Here is a 19,725-nt window from a genome sequence, read left to right on the forward strand (position 1 = left end):
TTACTTCCATTAGTGATGGAATTGTACGGATTGGAAAGTTATGAAATCAGGCTTATCAATGCACATGAAGGAGGACGGAATGTCGCATATAACTGTTCTAAAGCTGATTCTGAAGCAAAAATAATCAGAATTGCCTTCTTAAGTGACAGAAGCCGAGAAGATATTTTGGGTGAAGTGGAATATATCAGGTATTTGTACGAGCATGGCGGCAGTGTTTCGAATGTGGTCAACTCCCAGAAGGGGAATCTGCTGGAAACGATAACTCTTAATAATCATACCTTTTTTGTCTGCTTGTTTGAAAAGGCCAAGGGGGGGATGCTCGTGGAAAATAATTATCAGTATCGGGAAGGCGTTCCTATTACGGAATACTATTATAACTGTGGCAAAGCTCTTGGAAAAATGCATCAATTATCGAAGGGTTATACACCTGTCCATTCCCGGTATGATTTTTTTGATAAATACAATGCCGATTATATAGATAAGCTAATACCTGACTCGTTATCTCTGTTGAAAGAGAAACTGGTAGATCTCCTTACAACCTTAGAAGGGATGGACAGGAATCACGAGTCTTTTGGGATGGTTCATTTTGATTACTGCGATGGGAATTATATGATCGATTTTAATACAGGGCAAATAACTGTTTTTGATTTCGATAACTCCTGCTTTTGTTGGTATATGTATGACCTGGCAAATCTCTGGACACTTGGAGTGGGCTGGATACAATTTGAACAAGACACTGATAAACGCAAAAAGTTTATGGATGATTATTTTAAAACAGTCCTTGATGGCTACAGATCCGAGACCAGGATCGAAGATTCGATGTTAGACACATTGCCATTGTTTATCCAAGTAACCCTCATGGAAAACATCGTTGATGCATTCGAGGTAATGCGGAACAATGGTGAAGACCCGGAATGCGATGAAGAGCTGTCATATCGTATAAAATGTCTAGAAGACGATATCCCATATGTAGGATTTTTCCATGAAATTTACTCATGTGATGAACCCTTTGAGTATGAGGAACGAGATATTTAGGATGAGGGTGTTTTTGATATGCTGCGGATAAATTCATAGTAGACTCAAATAAGCAGGAGTTGGAGTAAATATGGCTTACGAAAAACCGGAATTGACCATGAGTGAAATTGAAAAAGTACTGTGGAATCATCTTGGACAGGGAGCGGCTGAGATTACACCGTTGTCTGGCGGCAATATAAGCAACGTGTTTTCTTTTATTTTAGAAGGAAAAGACTATGTTGTGAAATTCAGCGATTTGGAACGAGCATATGAGACCGAACAATTTGTATCTAATTTGCTACTCGACCAAGGTATCCCTTTCCCAAAATGTTTGGGGTTAGGGAGGACTAATCAGTTAACCTATTTGATCATGGAGCGAATGGAAGGTCGCAATCTATCCGATTGTACAGCAGAGGAACAAACCCGTCTGATGCCAGAAATTATCGGCATTTTAACAAGAATGGCCGAAGCGGATATTGGGGGAACTAACGGTTATGGTTGGATCGGACCTGACGGCAATGGTTCCTATTCATCTTGGAAAGACTTCGTCATTGCCGTAAATGCGGAAGATCAGACGGGGACATTCTGGGAGAATTGGCATGAACTCTTCCGCACGTCTTGCTTGGAAAGAGACGTATACGAAGAAATCTATAGTCGTTTGATGACCTATGTACCCTATAATGAATCTAATAGAAGCTTTATACACGGAGATTTTCAACAGTGGAATATGTTGTCCAACGGAACACGGATAACCGGCATTATTGATGGAAATTGCATGTATGGCGATTCTCTCATAGACCTTGCGGTTCTCGACAAGCATATGCCTTGGTGTGATGTCATTAACACATATCAAAATTATCAAAAGAAAGCTAGAATAGTGACCCCGAATTTTGAGGAGCGGCTAATCGGTGCCTATTATTTTAAGGGACTCGATGGACTTCGATTCTATGCTAAGATGGGCTGGACAGAGGCTTATCAGGACACACGGCATTTTCTTTTAAACCTAAAAGCGTAATAACTGACGCTATACCTTATCATAAACATTTAATAGCCGCATAATTGCGGCTTTTTGTATATAAATATCAAATTTCAAGGAGCAAATTCCCCACTGGGATTATAGCCTAGGCTGACGACCTGTAATAAATGCACCTGAACTTGCCATTAATCCACTATCTATAGCTTTGTCCAACTTGATAAAATGTAAGCGCAATCATTTAATCAATCGATTGGAGGAGTATGGCATGAAAAAGATTGGGGCAGGTTTTATATTCTTACTTGTGATGTGCGCAGCCTTATCCACAACTGCGTTCGCGAAACAGCCTTATTCATCCTATTGGTTTCCGGAGCAATTGCTTCAGTGGAGTCCGGCATCTGACCCGGATGCCGCATTTAACCGGAGCACAGTGCCGCTGCAGGACCGTTTTGTAGCAGATGGAGTCAACGCTTATGCAACCAAAACGCCAAAAGTCATGGCTTTATCAGCACTGAACCCGGGAACAAGCGGAGTTCCATCGCAGGGTTCAAGCAAATTCGAAGCTAACACATTTACCTATTGGCAATATGTTGACAAGCTGGTCTATTGGGGTGGTTCCGCGGGCGAAGGGATCATCGTACCTCCAAGCGCTGATACGATCGACGCGGCTCATAAAAATGGGGTGCCGATCATTGGAACGGTATTCTTCCCACCAACCGTATATGGCGGGAAGTATGAATGGGTCAAGCAGATGCTTCAGCAGAATAGTGACGGATCCTTTCCTGCTGCTGACAAGTTGATCCAGGTTGCGAGCCATTACGGATTTGACGGCTGGTTTATTAACCAGGAGACTGAGGGCGGAACGCCGGCTGACGCACAGCAAATGCAAGCTTTCCTAAGTTATTTGGAGTCACACAAGTCAAATTCTATGCACATCGTATGGTATGATTCCATGACCAATGAGGGCAGTATCAGTTGGCAAAATGCACTTAACGACAAGAATGCGATGTTCCTGCAAGACAATAAAAAGCAAATAACAGACAATATGTTCCTGAACTTTTGGTGGAAGGATCTTAAAAGCTCGGCAGAGAAGGCTAGAAGCTTGGGCAGAAGTCCTTATGACTTGTATGCAGGCATCGATGTCGAAGCCAAGGGTTACGATACAAAGGTGAACTGGAATCTGTTGTTTCCGGATAAAGATCCTGCCGTTACTTCCCTTGGTATTTACCGCCCCGATTGGGCTTTTAACAGCGCAGAGAGTATGGAAGATTTCTTCGTACGCGAGAACAAATTCTGGGTGGGTCCAAACGGGAATCCGAGTAACACCTCGAGCGATCAAGCCTGGAAAGGTATCGCTAACGATGTGATCGAATCATCACCAATCAATGAGCTGCCTTTCACCACCAACTTCAACACGGGAAGCGGTCAGAAATATTTTGTAAGAGGGAAGCAGGTGCGGGATAAAGGCTGGAACAACCGGAGTCTGCAGGATATTCTTCCCTCCTGGCGCTGGATTGCAGACAGCAAAGGTATCCCGCTTTCACCAGTACTCGATTGGTCCGATGCCTATTACGGCGGCAGTTCGTTGAAGGTATCAGGCGTACTGAACCCTAACAATGCGACACATCTGAAGCTCTACAAGACCGACCTTAAGATCGAAGCAAGCACAAAGCTGTCTATTACGTACAAAACACAAAATAAGCCAAGCCTGAAGGTTGGTCTTGCATTCGCTGATCAGCCCGATCAATATATCTTCCTTAATGTGAAGGATAAGACATCGCCAGACTGGACAACTGACACATTGAATTTGACCCCATACAAAGGGAAACGGATCGTAGCGTTGTCATTGTATTTTGATTCTAAGAATGAGGTTAATAATTACAACATTCAAATTGGCCAGCTCTCCATTCAAAATGCTAATGACCCAATCAAACCACTACCCGCGGTTCGCGATCTTAAGGTCACTCAAACTGATTTTCGCAATGGTATTTATGGAGATGCCAGATTACAGTGGAAACAGCTTGACCAACAGGTCAAGCAATACGAAATCTATCGAGTGCTTCCAGATGGCAGTGAGATGTTCATAGGTGCAACACCAAATCATGTGTTTTACGTTCCTGAGATGCGAAGAATAGACAAAGAAACTATCACAGTATTGAAGGTTGTTGCCGTCAATGAAAGATACCAGCAAGGTCAATCCTCTAGTGTGAAGATCAGCTGGCCGGATTATCCAAAGCCGACTGCGGAGTTCAAAACTGATCGAACCCTAGTCGCTCCAGGCGAGAGCGTAAACTTCACCGACCTGTCGACTGAAGTGACAGAAGGATGGTCATGGACCTTCGAAAGCGGAAGCCCCGCGGTCAGCACATCAAAAAACCCAGTTGTGACGTTCGCTCAGGAAGGCGTTTATAGTGTGACGCTGACTGCAACTAACAGCTCGGGCCAAGACACAATTACGAAAAAAGAGCTCATCACAGTGAGTAAGGAAGCTGGAGCAGTGAAAAATCTGGCACTTGGTAAAACTGCAACAGCCGATCATGCCTGCGGGGAAAAGGAAGGTGCACCTAACGCCGTAGATGGTAAAGTGACGGATAACAGTAAATGGTGCGCAATTGGTAATCTGCCCCATTGGCTTCAGGTCGACCTCGGCGCCGAACATCAACTCAGCGCTTTTGTTATCAAGCATGCCGAGAGCGGAGGAGAGTGGTCCGGTTTTAATACCAGTGATTATACGATTCAGGTCAGCAGTGACGGAACGAACTGGAAGGATGTCGTCAACGTCCAAGGAAACTCGGCTGCCGAGTCGACTGATTCAATTGCGTTAGTAAAAGCCCGCTATGTAAAATTATTGATTCTCAAACCTACGCAGGGAGCCGATACGGCAGCGCGGATCTATGAGTTTGAAGTGAAGGGATTATAATATACCCTATTACGTCATTCTAATATTAAAGCAAATAAACCGTAGGCCACTTGAGGGGCTACGGTTTATTTGTTTTAACACTAATGATAGCTGAAATCAAAAAAAGAACCTGATTTATCTCATCAGATTCTTATATATTGCATATGAAAAGACACGATGATATAATCAACTCACGACTGAAATTCTATATTTATGCATAATAATTGCATCTTATATATTTAGTTTATCATGCCGTTAAATTCTTGTCAATTTTTTTCTCAATTTAATAGTTAGGAGCGATAATAAATGCGTTCTTTAGTTCTCGGTTTTCAGGAAGTGGACAATACACAGCTTTTGCTCGTTGGCGGAAAAGGGTTAAATTTAGGGAAACTATCACAAATAGAAGGAATACAAGTACCAGAAGGATTCTGTATTACAACAGTAGGATATCACCAAGCCCTCGAACAGAACCAAACGTATCATGCTTTGTTGGATCAACTAACTATGCTAAAAGTAGAAGATCGAGATCAAATCGGTGAAATCAGTAGGAAGATTCGGCAAATCATTATGGAAGCAGAAATTCCTTCCGATGTTGTGAAGGCAGTTTCTCACTATCTCACCCAGCTGGGTGATGAACATGCTTATGCAGTGCGTTCTAGTGCCACCGCTGAAGATTTACCACATGCCTCTTTTGCAGGTCAACAAGATACCTATTTAAATATCATCGGCATAGAAGCAATCCTTCAGCATATCAGCAAATGTTGGGCTTCTCTATTTACGGATCGTGCCGTAATCTACCGTATGCAAAATGGATTTGGCCACAGTCAAGTTTATTTATCCGTTATCGTTCAAAGGATGGTTTTTCCACAGGCTTCAGGGATTTTATTTACCGCTGATCCGATTACTTCTAACCGAAAACTGCTATCCATCGATGCCAGTTTTGGACTTGGCGAAGCTCTGGTCTCTGGCTTGGTATCTGCCGATGGTTATAAAGTACAGCAAGAGAAAATTGTCGATAAGAGAATAGCAACCAAAAAATTGGCTATTTACGGACTAAAAGAAGGCGGAACAGAGACCCGGCAGATCGAACTCGATCAGCAAGAGACTCAAACACTTACTGAACAACAAATTTTACAATTAGCAAGGATAGGCAGACAGATTGAAGCTTATTTTGGTTGCCCACAAGATATCGAATGGTGTTTGGCCGAGGATACATTTTATATCGTCCAGAGTCGGCCGATCACGACTTTATTCCCCATCCCTGAAGCGAATGATCAAGAAAACCACGTTTATGTATCTGTTGGTCATCAACAAATGATGACAGATCCCATGAAACCGCTGGGATTGGCTTTTTACCTGTTAACGACTCCTGCACCTATGCGTACAGCTGGCGGAAGATTGTTTGTTGATGTCACATCAAGTCTTGCTTCACCTGGCAGCAGAGAAATGATCATAGAAGCCTTAGGTAAATCTGATCCCCTCATAAAAGACGCACTCATAACCATCGTAGAGCGAGAAGATTTTATAAAATTTTCGGCAGATAATGAAAAGGCTTCTACTCCGAGTAAGAGCAATACAAGCCTGCCACCTAGTGATTCTCAAGTAGAACTCGAAAATGATCCGACAATCGTTTCTGACCTCATTAAGAGCAACCAAGCCTCGATAGAAGAGTTGCAACAAATCATTCAAACCAAATCAGGGGCGGAGTTGTTTGATTTTATTCTGGAAGATATGCAGCAATTAAAGAAGATTCTATTCAACCCACAAAGTATGCGTGTGATTATGGCGGCTATGGATGCCTCAGCATGGATCAATGAAAAAATAAATGAGTGGTTAGGTGAAAAAAACGCAGCGGATACGCTTTCTCAATCTGTACAGGGCAATATTACTTCAGAAATGGGTCTGGCGCTACTCAATCTCGCTGATGTGATTCGGCCATATCCGGAAGTCATTGATTATTTACAGCAGGTTAAAGATGATAATTTCTTAAATGAACTGGTTAGTTTTGAGGGTGGGCAGGAAACCCAAGACGCTTTCTATGACTATCTCAGTAAATACGGAATGCGATGTACCGGAGAAATCGATCTTACAAGAACTCGTTGGAGCGAAAAACCAACTACACTTGTCCCCATGATTCTCAGTAATATCAAAAACTTTAAACCTAATGCTGGCCATCGGAAATTTGAGCAAGGTCGACAGGAAGCTTTGAAAAAAGAACAAGAGCTATTAGATCGATTGAAGCAATTACCCGATGGTGAACAAAAAGCGAATGAAACAAAACGAATGATTGATCTCATCCGGAATTTCAGCGGGTATAGGGAATACCCCAAATACGGTATGGTTAATCGCTACTTCGTTTATAAACAAGCTTTACTGAAAGAAGCTGAACAACTAATACAAGCGGGAGTTATTCCTGAAAAAGAAGATATATACTATCTCACTTTTGGAGAACTATGCGAAGTTGTAAGCACAAATAAATTGGATTACCAGATCATCAGCAAACGCAAAGAAGAGTACAAATTATTTGAAAAACTAACTCCACCACGTGTTATTACGTCTGAAGGTGAAATCATTGCGGGTAAGTATAAACGAGAAAACCTCCCAACTGAAGCTATTGTAGGTTTAGCGGTTTCTGCCGGTGTTATAGAGGGACGTGCGCGTGTCATCTTAAACATGGAGGATGCTGATCTAGAAAACGGAGATATATTAGTTACCTTATTTACTGACCCTAGCTGGACTCCATTGTTTGTATCTGTAAAAGGCCTAGTTACTGAAGTTGGTGGACTAATGACCCATGGGGCAGTTATTGCGCGTGAATATGGCTTGCCAGCAGTTGTCGGAGTGGAGAATGCTACCAAATTGATAAAAGACGGGCAACGAATTCGTGTGCATGGAACAGAAGGCTATATCGAGATATTGTAATGGCTGAATCACGAATGTGGTTTGACAAATTCAATCTTTTGAATTATTTTTAATAGTGAATTATCAATTCATTATTAAAGGTGAGGGGCAATATGCAGTCTAAAAAAGATGAAGTGAAACAGGAAATTGAATCCGCCGCTTTAAAGGTATTTTTCCAAAAAGGCTTCTCTGATGCCAAAATGAATGATATTGCCGATGAAATTCAAATTTCTGTTGGAAATATTTATACTTATTTTAAAAATAAAAAAGAGTTGTTCTATTCGGTTGTTCCGCCGTCTTTAGTGGACTATTTGAAGAATGTGTTAGTGGAAAATATTCGCATCGATAACCAGACTTTTTTTGATGATGTTAATAATGAGAAAAAATCAGCTATCGTTCAAGAGCAAATAACTATATTAACTCAGTACAGCAGGCAGATTGTTATTATTTTTGAAAAGAATAAAGGGACCGTATATAGCAATGCCAAAAACGAGCTGATCGATCTGATGATCGAAACTAAAAGGCCCTATATTAAGGATCATTATAAAAGATACGAAATCGGAACCGAAGAAAATATGATTCTGCTGAAGATCATCGCGAACAATGTCATCAATATGATTCTGGATTTATTAAAGCACGAGATGAGCGCCGATAGCCGGAAACGGATTTTTGAGGCATTAAGCTTATACTGGCTGCATGGACTAAAAAGCTTAAACGAATAACGTCAATGCGCCGAATTTAGGTGTGGGGTGGAACTGGCGCACAACGCTGCAATGAGGGACAACTAAGTGGATATGCACATTAAGCATCTACGAGGGTCCCTATTTTTTTAATCCAATATTGAATAATGAATTCACTATTGAAAGGTGTAATCATGAAACGGGGGAAGCTACGATGAAGATAGGTTATGCGTTTAAGGACTGCAATGTTATATATGGAGATGCAATAAAAGGAACAGATACCCATATGACTATTTTGATTCAGGAAAACGGGTTGATTCAAGAGATCGGGAAAGCAAGCGCTGTAACTGTTCCGAACCATTACCAAACGATCGATTGTTCGGGGAAATATGTGATGCCCGGTCTCATCAACGCGCATGTTCATCTTTTTGCCGATGGGAAGCCATTTACGCTATCTGCCAGTGAAGGGCTGCTGAATTTTGCGTTTCATCATATTTTGGATACGAGACTGGGCAGAAACGTATTGAAGAAACGGATGAAAAACAATGCCCTAACCGCACTGCATTCCGGAGTAACAACGATGCGTAGCATAGGTGAATTTTTTTATACTGATGTTCTTTTGAGGGATGAGATTAAGGCAAATCAATTTATTGGACCTAATCTTTTGGTATCCGGGTATTTCCTGAGCGTAACGAATGGCCACGGTGCACCTTATTTGGCTTTGGTCGGTGATTCACCATGGGAAGGGAGAAGAAATGTAAGAATCAATGTAAAAAACGGAGTGGACCTAATCAAAATATGTGTAACTGGCGGGGTTACCGATGCCAAAAGGGTCGGAGAAGCAGGCCGCTTGCAAATGACGGAAGAAGAGGTGGCTGCGATTTGCGAGGAAGCTCATAAAATTGGGATGCGTGTGGCGGCACATGCAGAAAGTACCGAAGGTGTAAGAGTTGCGTTAAAGGGTGGGGTGGATACTATTGAACACGGCGCGGAGATGGATGAGGAAATGATCAGGCTGTACAAAAATAATCCCAGAGCCTTAAAGGGCTACACCGCTGTGATCCCTACTTTACAAGCAGCTTATCCCAGTGCGAAATTAGACCCGAGCCTGACAAAGTTGAATACAACCGTTAAGGAAAATGCCCGGCTTGTGTATGGCTCTATGTTAAAAGGGCTACAGCAGGCTATAGAACATGATATCAAAATTGGTGTGGGCACGGATGCCGCTATGTCCTATGTAACCCACTATGATCTTTGGCGTGAGCTTGATCATTTCATGCGACAAACAAAGCTGAACGCAAGTCAGGTTATTGAACTAGTAACCAAATCAAATGCAGAGATTTTGGGAATCGATCACCAGACAGGGACAATAGAAGTTGGCAAATATGCGGATTTAATCATGATGGAGCAAAACCCATTGGAGAACATAAAAGCTTTGTCGAATGTAGCTATGGTTATGGTCAGAGGGAATTTAATACAAACACCCTCTGTGAACAGAATTCAAGCAGTGGACGAGCTGCTGGATACGGTTTGGAGTATTTAGGAGTGAGATGAATGATTGTAGAAGCACGTTTGGGTATCCTAGCTATTCTTAAAAGAACAGCGCCCCGAAAGAGGCTGGATGCGGCAGCCATGGCTACATCCCAGAGTAAAATCCCGAGGACGATCGCTCCACTGTAGATCAATAACTGCTGCATTGGATACTCGCTAACTACCTTAGCTAATATTGAGCCGTATATACCCAGCCAAAAAAGGATGGAGAGGGGATTAAACAAGGACATCAGAAATCCCGAAAGATAAGATTTGGACAGTGAGACATCGTTTCCCCTCATCTCAATCCCTGAAATTTCTCTTGTATTTTTAATGCTGTCTACACCTGAATAGACGAGGACAAAGAATCCGAACAACCATAAAAACACTTTAACAAACGGAGCATCCAGCAGATGAATGAGGCCAAAATAAACAAGCAGCATATAGATGATATCGGCACTAACCGCCCCTAAACCAACTATCCAGGCAGGCATAAATCCTCCGCGGAGTCCCTTGTCCAGCTGTGCTGCATTAATGGGTCCGAGAGGTGCCGAGAGGGATAATCCTAGAATCATATAACCTATAAATACGTTAATGTTGTCCTCCTCCTTTATATAGATAACATATTCCAATAAAGGTCGTAGTAGGACAAGCAAAAGAAGGCCCGCGAGTGATTGCAGGCCTTCTTTTATAAGAAGCTGAAGAGTGAAGTAGGATTACGCCTTAACGGATTCAGGTCTTTTGACAAGAAGAGGTGGAGGAATCAACCAGCCCTTTTTCTTAGTCAAATGTAGAATTTTAAGGCCGATGGCTGCTTTGGTAAGGTGATATTTAGCAAACAAAGCCCCTATATCTTCTCTGATCGATTGTCCCATTGCCTGACTACATGCCACAAGTCCAACAGCATTATCAGCTGCAAGTTTGGCAGCAATTTCAGGATCTGTGAAACGTGCCCCTACAGGAATATCTTCAAGCTTGGCATCGGGCCGATTTGGCATTACTGGTGCAGATGCAATACCTTGCTCTGAGAGCAGTGTATCACACTCACTGATTTCAAGCTCCGCTTGATCAATTAAAGCTCCTAATATTTTTTTCAGGTCATTGTCACCAGCGTGATACATATAAGCTCTGTAACAAGAGAGTGCTCCCTTTGCTACCATTGAGGCTTGCCAAACCGTAAAAATCTCTCCATAATGCATCGGTTCTTCTTTGGGGTTACCGCCTAGAATCCCTGTCATAAACAGTCTCCTTTATTGTTGAATTTGAACAAACATTAGCATGCCCACAAAAACACGGAAATTGCAGCTTTTCGCATAAAATAGGTATGTAAATTTGAGGCGTCGTCATTCGTGCAAGTTTAAGGATAAATGTGAAAATAAGGAACGATAAAATTGAACACGAGTTGTGGAGGAATCAAATGTTTTTCAACGTGATGATTGGAAGTATAAATGCCTTTTGCATTCAATGAAGTTGCTTATCACTGGAGATGGTGGAGTGTATCTCCAACCGAGGCAGGGATTGATGGGGAGTCATTGAGACTTCCAACACCTTTGGTAAGTACTCAGCTAATCAAACAAAAGATAACCTGTATGCAAGGAATATTAATGCAACGGGTAATCATAATTCAACAGCGGTAGAACCGAGCGCAGGCAGTCGGGGATGAGTATCGAGAATAGGAGGTGGTTGGTCTCTTAGAGTTGCTTGGACTTACAAGCTTGCGGAATAGAAGCCGAGAAAAAAAAGCTAAACTTTTTAGAGCTAAAGGGAACTGTAGGGGGAATGGACACTCTATGGTTCGAGATTCGGCAATTACGATCAGGATATTGTAATCCGCTTGCACTTTAACGATATTTATTAATTCGATAATCCGCTGAATGAAAATAAGGAATAAAAAAGAGATCTGTCTTATTACAACAGACCTCTTTTTATAAGTTGTAATCTTAGAAGAACCAATAAAGGATTACGCCGTGCGGCGCATATCTAGCACCAGCCACAGGTTCCAGAGTCGTCCGTAACCCGCACATGTTGGCATGCTCAGTGAGGAGTTCCGCGTATTCCACCGAAGCAGGACTTCGCAATGATAATTTTACTCCGAGTTTACGAAAATTGGCGGAACCGGACAAAAGTGGGAGAACAACTACAGTACTTCAGAAGACAGAAGCTTCTGGACCATGTTTATGATTGAAGAATAATTTTTTTAAAACTAAGGGATTTGAATTCAAAGACCCTTATTAATTAAACTCCAGATGCGTTCAAACCTGTCTTGGTAGTCAGGTAAATTCCAGGATTCTTTGAAGGATGGGAGGCTAAATACTGCAAACGCAGAGAGAATCGCCTCAGCCCGTTCCAAGTGGGGATCGTGATAGTCCATGAGGCCGTCAATGATTTGGTAGGAATCCCAGAGAACATCGCGTAATACCAGTGGATTGCTATCCACGTATTGAGTATTCAAGGCAAACATCTTGGGATTCTCGTTATAAGCGCGTTTTTTTGCGTTAACAAATGCCCATAGCCAATCGTGAAGCAATTCTTGCGGTTTAGTTAAATTAGTCATATCTAATTTAATTTGTTCTGAAATCATCCGGTTGAACCAGCTCTTAGATACGGCTGCCCAGAGCTCTTGCTTATTTTTAAAGTGCTTATAGAGCGCTGCATGGGTGATACTTAATTCATCCGCAATTTGTGAGAGTGTCACTTCGGATTTTTCCGTGCGTTTAATTAATGCCTCAGCTGTTTCAATAACAAGCTCTTGAGTGATTTTAGCCACCGACTGTCAACCCTTCTTTCTTCAATAAATTCCTTTTTGTCGTTTATACACTTGCGAGTATTTTAACATATGAAATATCCAGTAACAATTGTTGACTTTTGTAACTTATAGTTTTATGCTTGTTGTGTAAGTTACAAAAATAAATAAATGTTACTTTTTTAACGCATAGGAGGTCATTTATCATGAAAGCAGCACAGATCACCAAATATTCAAAAAAGTTCATAGTAAAAGTGAACGATATTCCAATCCCAGAAATAAGTGATAACGAAGTCTTGGTCCAGGTGAAAGCAGCAGCAGTTAATCATTTGGAATTGCTCATTAGTACCGGAAGCGTAAAGCTGATTCAGGATTATGAATTCCCTTTGGTACTTGGTAACGAGCTGACGGGTGTTATTGAAAAAGTGGGTAAGAAGGTGCAAGGTTTCAAAGTTGGCGATGCAATTTATTCACGTCTGCCACTACAAAAAATCGGTGCCTTTGCGGAATACGCGGCAATTAATGCAGATGCCATCGGGTACCTACCCACCAATCTGAATTTTGTGACTGGTGCTGCTGCGCCATTAACAGGATTGACAGCCTATCAAGGGTTAAATGAAGAATTAAATGCTAAAGCTGGCGAAAGCGTGTTTATCCCTGGAGGGTCTGGTTCGTTTGGCCAAATGGCCATTCCTATCGCCAAAAGCATGGGGCTCAAGGTCATCATCAGTGGAAATCCAGAAGCACGTGAACGGACAATGGCCGCTGGTGCAGACCAATATATTGATTATACGACTACGAACTATTGGGAACAGCTTAGTGATGTTGATTATGTGATAGATACCTTGGGACCAAGCGAATTTGATCATGAGCTTTCAATTATTAAAGCAGGAGGCCGCCTTCTTTCTCTGCGGACCGGTCCTAACAAACGTTTTGCAGAAGATTTGGGCTTCTCTGGCTGGAAACAAAAGCTCTTCACCATCGCCGGGGCTAAGTATGATCATAAAGCGAAGAAAAAGAAGATTCAATATCATTTCATTTTTGTTCGCAGTGATGGCGAACAATTAAAGAAAATTACGAAGATTATTGAAGATAATGGGATTGTACCAGCAGTGGACCCTACAGAATTCCATATAGAAGATATTAACGAAGCACTGAATTTTGTTGCTGAAGGTCATCCTAAAGGGAAAGTTATTATCAGATTTTAAGGAGGGGGCTCAATTGTTGTCAAAAAATTCTTTACTGATCATTCTAGAATTGATATACTGATGCAAATTAGAGTTAATAGTGTAGTTTTTTTACCTTAACTAGAATGATCGTTCTTGAATATTTTGAAGAAATTTATTAAGGGAGGGATGAATGAGATACAAGTTTAATCGTGAACAAAACTCTATTGAAATGTTGTTAAATGATCAAAAAACTTAAAAGGGAGAGAATAATATGAAATATACAGTGATTACAGGAGCAAGCTCAGGAATTGGGTATGAAACAGCATTAGCGTTTGCTGCACGCGGTAAAAATTTAATTTTGGTAGCTAGAAGATTAGATAAATTAGAAGAACTTAAATCAACAATTCAGAATATTGATCCTAATGTAGATGTTATTGTTCGTTCAAGTGATCTGTCTGTTACAGAGCAGGCTTACACACTGTATAACACTTTGAAGGAATACCAAATAGAAACCTGGATTAATAATGCAGGACTTGGTGAAGCTTCTTTTGTGGTAGAACAGAATTTAGATAAAGTTGAAATTATGTTACGTGTTAACATCGAATCCTTGACGATCCTTTCAACACTATTTGTGCGAGATTATGCTGATGTAGAAGGAACTCAGTTAATTAACGTATCATCCGCACTCGGATATGCCATTGCTGTTGGGAGCGTTGCTTATTCTGCATCTAAATATTATGTTAGTGCCTTCACCGAAGGGCTTGCAAAGGAACTAGAGCTTAAAGGCGCGAAATTAAAAGCAAAGGTTTTAGCACCAGCAATAACTGAAACGGAATTTGTAAAGAAATCTATAGATGCTGAAGAATTTGATTACAAAGCAAACATGCCTAAATACCACACTGCCAAACAAATGGCGAGTTTCATGGTAGAGCTTTATGATAGCAATGATATGATAGGGATTGTTGACCAGAACTATGATTTCAATCTGAGAGATCCAATCTATCCAATTATATCTGAGTTTTAAATCGAATTAGATATTAGTCACTAAAACGATCGTTGAAGAAACTGGAGCAAAAAGAACTGGCTTCCCTATTCTTAAACGTGGGGTACAACTTTTTTGCATACGCTGGAAAAAGATTGGACTCTGGATTGTTTATAAGCAGACAAAGTAAGAATTCTTCGGTAAGCATCAGTTAAGTTATCATGTTATGAATAAAATCAAGCATCTTGCTTGATTTTATTTACGTTTTATATATTAGTTTGCGGATCGTTTACTTAAATGTATAATGATTGCTTGAGGTGATTACAATGGCAAGAAGCAAAGAATTTGAAATTAATGAAGTACTAGATAAAGCGATACAACTATTTTGGATGCAAGGTTACGAGAAAACTTCAATGCAAGATTTGGTAGACTGTATGGGAATTCACAGAAGAAGTATCTATGATACATTTGGTGATAAGCACGCCTTATATTTGACGGCACTCCAACGGTACGAATCTACTCAAAACAAAAAAATGAGATTCTTGGTTGAGAAACAAGAACCCGTAAAGGAGATCATTCGACAATTTCTAGAATCTTCGATGAGGAGCGAAGGAGAACCTCAAGGATGTTTCATAGTTAATTCGGGTGTGGAGTTGGGAGTACTGGATCCGGAGGTTGCATCCTTTGTTGAGAATAGCTATTCAAAAACGGAGAAGTTGTTATATGACCTCGTTCAGACTGGCCAGCAAAGAGGTGAACTTAGAAATTCACTGGAGCCCGAGGCTATTTCCCATTATTTAATGAATGCCTGGTTAGGACTACGTACAATGGTAAAAACGGCAACGGACCATGGGAAATTAACAAGTATTATTCATACCATACTGATCACTCTAGATTAAAACTCCTTTATCTATCTGCAGTGTAAGAGGACAAGCACTTGTATCGAATGCCGAAAATAGACAATCAACTTACTGCTACCCGAGTACGCGAAGAATAGAACCGACTTAATACGCCCAGCTTAACTATATAAATATCGCGTCCGACACCAGCTGTAAGGAACTAAGAATGCAGACACTAAAAAAACCCATGTTGACGATGGGCTTCTTAGTCAATGTGGATATTAATCTGTCCAAGATTGATAGATACGGCGCACTTCACGGAAGGATTGTTTAGGTTTGCGGTATTCATTAACCAGACCCTTGTTGTTGAAGCCGCGGGCACGGTCGCGAAAGTTCTTGCTGCTGCTCTTCAGATCGCCGCGGATGTCTGCAAACTGCCAGATGTAAGTCCCGCCAATTTTCGAATCATTTTTGAAGATCGCCAGTGCTTCAGTTACAATATCTGCCTGATAATCCTCGCTGAACAATCTCTGCTCCCAGCCCACATCCCCAAATAGTCCAGCACCACCGAATTCGGTCATGAGCACTACCTTGTCACCGGCTCCCATCTGCTCCGCACGCACATGGAACTGTTCCAGCATGTCTTTAAAGCTGGCTGTATCGCCTTCGTACCAACCAAAATATTTATTAATACCGATAACATCGAATAAAGGAAGTAGAATATCTTCGAGTGGATGCATCGTAGCGTAGGTGACAAGCCTAGTACTGTCGAGTTTCTTCACCAATCCGACTAGAGCTTGTGTGAAAGCATATGCTTCTTGCGTCCGGGTATCAATCTCATTATGAACGGACCAAAAGATCACACTTGGGTGATGCATATGCAAGCTGATCATTTCTTCAATCATAGTCAGTGCACGCTCCTGGAAGAGCGGCTCACTTACTGTTTCGTTCGGCAGAAAGGCTCCCCATATCGGAATTTCGCTCCAGTATACAATCCCTTGCTCATCGAGTAGATCAAGCCAATATGGGCTTTGGGGATAATGAGAACCCCGGACGGAATTGCAACCTAACTCCAAAATGATACTGAGCTCCTTGTGCATCAGCTTCGGAGGGAAGGCGAAACCCCACTCAGGATGCTCTTCATGTCTATTCACCCCCTTAAGATAAACGGGTGAACCGTTAATTAGAATCCGATGATCCTTTGTTTCAATATAGCGAAAACCGATCCGTTCAATCTTGTCGTCTTCCTCTGTCCGCAGTTGAAAGGTATACAGTTCTGGAAGACCTACGTTCCACAAACGTACTTCAGGCATAAGCAACTTGAACGTATGACTGAGGGTCTGGCCAGTTTCAATCTGTACTTCTTCCGAGTGCAATTCATGTCCGCTTTCGGAGAATGTGATCTTTGTAGTGTGCTGCTCCTTAAAGAAGGAATGGAGCCTCACCTGAACAGTGACATCGGCATCTGGTCCATGCAGTTCATAATCAATCTTCAGTTGTTCGATGTAAAGTTCAGGCAAATATTGCAGCTCCACCGACCGTATGATTCCCCCATAATGAAACCAATCCACCTGCTCCGTAGGAATCGTAAGTCGGTCCAAGGTGCTGTCCGTCCGGACGATAATCTCATGTTCTCCTGCCCCTAAGGAAGGAACAATAAATTCAAAAGGTGTAAATCCTCCATAGTGATACCCAAGGTGCTGCCCGTCCAAATAGACGTCGGCATGGCCCAGCACGGCATGAAAGATGAGTCTGACATGCTGCGAATTCACAGTCTGTATTTTTTTACGATACCAACCGACACCTTCATAATCGTACATTCCCAGTTCATTATTCCAGCACGAGGGCACATAAAGAGACTGCCAAGAATGTGGAAATCGCTCAAACCATTTTTTTTGAACACCCGTATTTAACGGATCCTTCATGAAATCCCAAGGCCCATCCAACAGCGCAGTTCTCCGAATTTGATACTCGCTAAAAGTCCTTAACAAGTGTGTTCCTCCTTTATTTCCTGTAATGTATTGTGAATTTCAGACATCTTGATAATATGGATAGTAACATTTGGAGTTTAAGCATTGAATAGAAAAAAACGTTACCGTCTTGTTTAAATCGCTCTTTTAGCAGCAGGAGGGGATTATTAATTGGAAGAAAATGATTACAAGCTGAATGACCTCACAGTGCATATCCATTTTGTACTCGACAAAGCTACCTATCCCGGCTGGGAGGACATCCGTAACATGGTAAATGTGCACAGCTTGTACTGGATTCATGAAGGTAAAGGGGTTTTCCTGACCAATGTTGAGCACAAAGTAGAGGCTGGAATGCTAATCTATTTAAAACCAGGCCTTAAACTGTCCATGCGCTCGCAGATGGATGCTCCACTTCGCATAACGATGTTGCTCTTCGATTGTGCAGAGCTTGGTTATGATGCGGTATGGAAGGAAGTCAAGCCAATCGTAAAACTGAGACTTCCCTTCTTAAGCCAATATAACCAACAGCAAGCTGAGGAAATTAGCCAGCTGGTCTGGGGGATTCACCAGGACTGGCTGCCCGGACTAACCGATGGCATAGCTGTATCCCGGGCTAAAATGCAGATCCTACTGCATATGCTGCACCAGACTGTACAACCGGACTGGAATCTGATGGAGTCTGGAGCTTTCGCCGCCTTCGAACAGATCAAGAAAACTCTCGAGAACGACTATAAGGATCATCACCGGATTGAGAAATTGGCGGAGAAATACGGCATTTCGCCATCTTACTTGCGGAAGATGTTCCTGAAATTTACGGGGATGGGGCCAAAGGAATACCATATGCACTTACAGAACCAGCAAGCTTGTCGTTATCTGGTTTTTACCGATTATCCAGTTAAGGAAATCGCCAAATTATGCGGGTACTACGAAGAATATCATTTCAGTAAGATTTTTAAACAGCTTAACGGGATCCCTCCGACAGTATACCGAAACAAACAGAGAATCAAAGATTAATTGTCCGTAGAACCGCTGGCGAGAAAATCTTGCGTTTATGTTTTTTTACGGGAAGGACTTTACCATGATAATATTGAACTCATTGAAGCATGTTTAAGGAGGGAAAATTGGGCATGATTATATCACTCAAAAATGTATCATGGCAACGTGATACGACAATGATCTTACGCGATATGAATTGGGAAGTGAAGCAGGGACAACACTGGTGTATCGTCGGTCTGAATGGATCAGGAAAAACGACGATGCTAAACGTCGTGAACGGCTATATCTGGCCGACAACAGGACAAGTCGAAGTGCTGGACCATCGCTTTGGCGATGTGGATTTGAGAGAGCTACGCAAACGAATCGGTTGGGTAAGCACCTCCTTGCAGCAGAAGCTGTACGGCCATCAGACTGCCCTGAACATCGTCCTAAGCGGAAAATTCGCGACGATTGGTCTGTATGATAAGACGAATGAAGAGGATCAAAAGCAAGCCGAGGAGTTAATGGAGTTTCTAGACTGCTCTTCTTTGGCTGGTCGTACATATGATACCTTGTCGCAAGGACAGCGTCAGAAAGTCCTCATTGCACGCGCACTAATGGCCAATCCAGATCTACTAATCCTTGATGAGCCGTGCACGGGACTAGATATTTTTGCACGTGAACAGCTGCTGCAGATGATCGAGAAGATAACAAAGCAACCTGGTGGACCAACCTTGCTGTATGTAACCCATCATATCGAGGAGATAACACCATGCTTCACGCACACGCTGCTGGTAAAGAACGGTGAAATCTACAAAGGTGACGAGACAGTAAACTGCTTGCAGTCAGATGTTTTGAGTGATTTCTTCGATACCCCCGTTGAAGTACAGGAACATCATAACCGCAAGTGGCTTACACTTGCCGGTGATAAGTAGAATATCAAGGCACATCGAATAGGCGAGCAAACCGCTCTGAAGTGGTTTGAAGGATTGCTTGCAGATATAAAAAATGAAAACTGATCACAATATAATTTTAAAATAACCCGCGCAA

At 42.0% G+C, this 19,725-nt stretch carries 15 protein-coding genes; 11 read left to right on the forward strand and 4 right to left on the reverse strand.

What is annotated here, in order from left to right:
• Window positions 1–15 precede the first annotated feature (15 nt).
• The 6 genes from NST94_RS14965 to NST94_RS14990 all read left to right on the forward strand — a co-directional run bounded on the left by NST94_RS14965 (window position 16) and on the right by NST94_RS14990 (window position 10,010).
• On the forward strand, window positions 16–1,035 hold the full coding sequence (locus NST94_RS14965; protein ID WP_339282148.1) for a phosphotransferase: 1,020 nt from the start codon (window positions 16–18) through the stop codon (window positions 1,033–1,035).
• A 70-nt stretch (window positions 1,036–1,105) separates the two neighbouring features.
• A complete protein-coding gene (locus NST94_RS14970; protein WP_076184961.1) occupies window positions 1,106–2,029 on the forward strand; it encodes an aminoglycoside phosphotransferase family protein in 924 nt (307 codons plus the stop codon).
• 226 nt (window positions 2,030–2,255) lie between these two features.
• Window positions 2,256–4,907, forward strand: coding sequence for a discoidin domain-containing protein (locus tag NST94_RS14975; protein ID WP_248548308.1), 2,652 nt, complete (start codon window positions 2,256–2,258; stop codon window positions 4,905–4,907).
• A gap of 285 nt (window positions 4,908–5,192) precedes the next feature.
• Window positions 5,193–7,808 carry a phosphoenolpyruvate synthase gene (gene ppsA / locus NST94_RS14980; protein ID WP_248548309.1) on the forward strand — a complete coding sequence of 872 codons (2,616 nt, stop codon included), beginning with the start codon at window positions 5,193–5,195 and terminating at the stop codon, window positions 7,806–7,808.
• A gap of 92 nt (window positions 7,809–7,900) precedes the next feature.
• Complete coding sequence (locus NST94_RS14985; RefSeq protein ID WP_076133162.1) at window positions 7,901–8,509, forward strand: TetR/AcrR family transcriptional regulator; 609 nt, start codon at window positions 7,901–7,903, stop codon at window positions 8,507–8,509.
• Window positions 8,510–8,681: 172 nt separating this feature from the next.
• The gene (locus NST94_RS14990; RefSeq protein ID WP_076130483.1) at window positions 8,682–10,010 is read left to right on the forward strand and encodes an amidohydrolase family protein; all 1,329 of its coding nucleotides are present in this window, start codon (window positions 8,682–8,684) and stop codon (window positions 10,008–10,010) included.
• On the opposite strand, the gene NST94_RS14995 is transcribed toward NST94_RS14990, so the two are convergent.
• The 3 genes from NST94_RS14995 to NST94_RS15005 form a co-directional block, all read right to left on the reverse strand.
• Window positions 9,928–10,593, reverse strand: coding sequence for a LysE family transporter (locus NST94_RS14995; RefSeq protein WP_339282149.1), 666 nt, complete (start codon window positions 10,591–10,593; stop codon window positions 9,928–9,930). The two genes, NST94_RS14990 and NST94_RS14995, sit on opposite strands and share 83 nt — an antisense overlap.
• A gap of 120 nt (window positions 10,594–10,713) precedes the next feature.
• Complete coding sequence (locus NST94_RS15000) at window positions 10,714–11,235, reverse strand: DUF3231 family protein (RefSeq protein ID WP_036677170.1); 522 nt, start codon at window positions 11,233–11,235, stop codon at window positions 10,714–10,716.
• Between the two features lie 980 nt (window positions 11,236–12,215).
• The gene (locus NST94_RS15005) at window positions 12,216–12,764 is read right to left on the reverse strand and encodes a TetR/AcrR family transcriptional regulator (RefSeq protein WP_076184956.1); all 549 of its coding nucleotides are present in this window, start codon (window positions 12,762–12,764) and stop codon (window positions 12,216–12,218) included.
• Between the two features lie 182 nt (window positions 12,765–12,946).
• On the opposite strand from NST94_RS15005, the gene NST94_RS15010 reads away from it, so the two are divergent.
• From NST94_RS15010 to NST94_RS15020, 3 genes are all read left to right on the forward strand, one after another.
• Window positions 12,947–13,948 (forward strand): NADP-dependent oxidoreductase, encoded by a 1,002-nt coding sequence (locus tag NST94_RS15010; protein ID WP_248548311.1) that lies wholly within the window; start codon window positions 12,947–12,949, stop codon window positions 13,946–13,948.
• A 232-nt stretch (window positions 13,949–14,180) separates the two neighbouring features.
• Window positions 14,181–14,933, forward strand: coding sequence for an SDR family NAD(P)-dependent oxidoreductase (locus NST94_RS15015; protein WP_339281032.1), 753 nt, complete (start codon window positions 14,181–14,183; stop codon window positions 14,931–14,933).
• Between the two features lie 284 nt (window positions 14,934–15,217).
• The gene (locus NST94_RS15020) at window positions 15,218–15,790 is read left to right on the forward strand and encodes a TetR/AcrR family transcriptional regulator (RefSeq protein ID WP_076302114.1); all 573 of its coding nucleotides are present in this window, start codon (window positions 15,218–15,220) and stop codon (window positions 15,788–15,790) included.
• A 221-nt stretch (window positions 15,791–16,011) separates the two neighbouring features.
• Here NST94_RS15020 and NST94_RS15025 read toward each other — a convergent pair whose 3' ends face one another.
• Entirely contained in the window at window positions 16,012–17,721 is a 1,710-nt protein-coding gene (locus NST94_RS15025; protein WP_076302115.1) for a glycoside hydrolase family 2 TIM barrel-domain containing protein, read from the reverse strand.
• Window positions 17,722–17,871: 150 nt separating this feature from the next.
• Here NST94_RS15025 and NST94_RS15030 point away from each other — a divergent pair, with 150 nt between their 5' ends.
• Together NST94_RS15030 and NST94_RS15035 are read left to right on the forward strand one after the other, a co-directional pair.
• A complete protein-coding gene (locus NST94_RS15030) occupies window positions 17,872–18,714 on the forward strand; it encodes an AraC family transcriptional regulator (protein WP_076184951.1) in 843 nt (280 codons plus the stop codon).
• 113 nt (window positions 18,715–18,827) lie between these two features.
• The gene (locus NST94_RS15035; RefSeq protein WP_076130491.1) at window positions 18,828–19,610 is read left to right on the forward strand and encodes an ABC transporter ATP-binding protein; all 783 of its coding nucleotides are present in this window, start codon (window positions 18,828–18,830) and stop codon (window positions 19,608–19,610) included.
• Window positions 19,611–19,725: the final 115 nt, after the last annotated feature.

The organism is Paenibacillus sp. FSL H8-0282, from assembly GCF_037963825.1.
In the GTDB taxonomy this organism is placed as follows: domain Bacteria; phylum Bacillota; class Bacilli; order Paenibacillales; family Paenibacillaceae; genus Paenibacillus_AQ; species Paenibacillus_AQ odorifer.